The sequence below is a fragment of the Roseateles sp. P5_E11 genome (assembly GCF_054049355.1).
The window spans coordinates 1-2,155 of the sequence record NZ_JBFUMO010000786.1 but is presented as its reverse complement, the minus strand read 5'-3'; the positions used below and the strand labels follow the sequence as shown (position 1 = coordinate 2,155).

Sequence of the window (2,155 nt, the reverse complement as noted above, 5' to 3'; positions counted from 1 at the left end):
AGGCTTGAGCGTCTGCACGACGCCCATGCCGGCGAGAACGATGGCGAAGACGAAGGACAGCGGCAGCAGCACCCACAGCGCGGCGCGGGTCAGGTCGGCCCAGACGTTGCCGATGGCCTGGGCGCTGTGGCGCGCGAAGCCACGCACSARSGCGATSACGACRRCGATGCCGGTRGCGGCCGASARGAAGTTCTGCACCGTCAGCGCGAGCATCTGCGTSAGATAGCTCATCGTCGACTCACCGSCATAGCCYTGCCAGTTCGTGTTGGTCACGAAGCTGATGGCAGTGTTGAAGGCCGAGTCTGGCGACACCGCGGCCAGGCCCTGCGGGTTCAGCGGCAGCAGATGCTGCAGGCGCTGCAGCGCATAGACGGCAGCGATGCCGAGGGCATTGAAGACGAGCAGGCCGAGGGCATAGCGCAGCCAGCCTTGCTCGGCGTCGGCATCCACGCCGGCCAGCTTGAGCAGGCCGCGCTCGACGCGGCGCAGCCACCCGACGCGGCCTTCCATGGCCGCGTGAATCCAGCGTGCCAGTGGCCAGGCCAGCACGAGCAGCACGACAAGAAAGACGATGAGCTGGACCCAGGCCGAGGTACTCATGACAAGTCCTCCGGGAACAGCAGCGCCCAGAACAGATAGCCGACAAGCCCGACGACGAGGATGGCGGCGGCGAGTTCGAAGCCACTCATGACTTCCTCCTCGCCAATTTTTCGCAGCCCCAGGCCGCGAGCCCGGTCAACAGCGCGAGAGCCGCGCCCAGAACCAGAAACATGATGTCCATGACACCTCCATAACGATGGAAGTGATTCTGGAAATTGCGCCCTCAAAGCCTCGCCAAGATCGAGGCGGGGGGTATCAAGAAAGCATCAAGATTTGCTTATCGCGAGCTGCGTGATGTCGATGCCACGCTCCCGTGCGATGGCTTCCAGCACTGGCAGCAGCGGGCCCAGCTTCTCGTCCAGCGCGTCACGCACCGTGTCGACGACGACCTGGGTGCTGCGCTCGATCTCGATGTGCACCGCATCGCCCACACCCTTGTCGCCAAAGGTCGTCATGCGCAGCGTCTCGGGAATGAGCCACACCTCGAACCAGCCCGACCCGTCGCGCTCGCGCCGGGCCTCGGCCACGGTGAGGCTGCAGCCGTTGACGCCGATGTAACCCTTGGCAAAGACATAACGCATCCACGGCGCGGGCAGCGCGAAGCGGATGACGTGGTTGTTGTCGGGCTTGCGGATCTCGGCAATGCGGGCGGAGACGTCCACATGGCCGGACAGCGGATGGCCGCCGATCTCGACGCCTTCCCGGGCCGCGCGCTCGACGTTCAGGCCAGAGCCCACCATCAGGCCGCCCAGCGTGGTGAGGCTGAGCGTCTGCGCCATCACGTCGAAGCTGGCCACGTCGGAGGCTGGGCGCTCGGTCACGGTCAGGCAGACGCCGTCGCAGGAGACGCTGGCGCCAATAGCCAGCTCCGCGTCGAAGCCCTGCGGGAACTTCAGATGCAGGGTGTGCAGGCCCTCACGGGCTTCGATGGATTCGACGCGGGCGACGCCCTGGACAATGCCTGTGAACATGGAAAACAGGCCTCCAGGGAGGCCTTTTTGAACAGCGTTCGGGCCAGCTTACCAGCTGACCTCACGGTCCGGCGTCGAGCCGATCTTGTGGATGGATTGGTCGGCGCCTTCGAACTCCTGTTCCGCATCCAGCCGCAGGCCGGTGATGCGTTTGATGGCGCCATAGACAACGAAACCGCCGGCCAGCGCCCAGGCCACGCCACCCAGCGTGCCGATCAACTGAGCGCTGAAGGACACGCCGCCGATGCCGCCCAGCGCCTTCTGCCCAAAGACGCCGCAAGCGATGCCGCCCCAGGCGCCGCACAGGCCGTGCAGCGGCCAGACACCCAGCACGTCGTCGATCTTCCAGCGGTTCTGCGTCAGGGTGAAGAACTGCACGAACACCCAGCCGGCGACGCCACCCGTCACCAGCGCGCCCAGCGGGTGCATGACGTCCGAGCCGGCGCAGACGGCCACCAGGCCGGCCAGCGGGCCGTTGTAGGCAAAGCCGGGGTCATTGCGGCCCAGCAGCACGGCCACCAGCGTGCCGCCGGCCATGGCCATCAACGAATTGACGGCGACCAGGCCGGACAGCTTGTCCAGCG

The 2,155-nt window shown here is 66.3% G+C and carries 4 protein-coding genes; all 4 read right to left on the bottom strand.

Translation table 11 applies throughout. From position 1 onward, the window contains the following. Positions 1 to 600 (bottom strand): potassium-transporting ATPase subunit KdpA (locus ACXJKR_RS30560; RefSeq protein WP_457326042.1); only part of this gene is annotated, 600 nt, incomplete at its 3' end. Beyond that, positions 597 to 689: a K(+)-transporting ATPase subunit F gene (kdpF, locus tag ACXJKR_RS30555; protein WP_082532572.1), complete on the bottom strand. Its 93-nt coding sequence runs from the start codon at positions 687 to 689 to the stop codon at positions 597 to 599. The genes ACXJKR_RS30560 and kdpF, both read right to left, overlap by 4 nt. Before the next feature lie 177 nt (positions 690 to 866). Beyond that, positions 867 to 1,571 (bottom strand): riboflavin synthase subunit alpha, encoded by a 705-nt coding sequence (locus ACXJKR_RS30550; RefSeq protein WP_457326041.1) that lies wholly within the window; start codon positions 1,569 to 1,571, stop codon positions 867 to 869. A gap of 48 nt (positions 1,572 to 1,619) precedes the next feature. Continuing rightward, a partial coding sequence (locus ACXJKR_RS30545; RefSeq protein WP_457326040.1) for an ammonium transporter occupies positions 1,620 to 2,155 on the bottom strand: 536 nt, incomplete at its 5' end.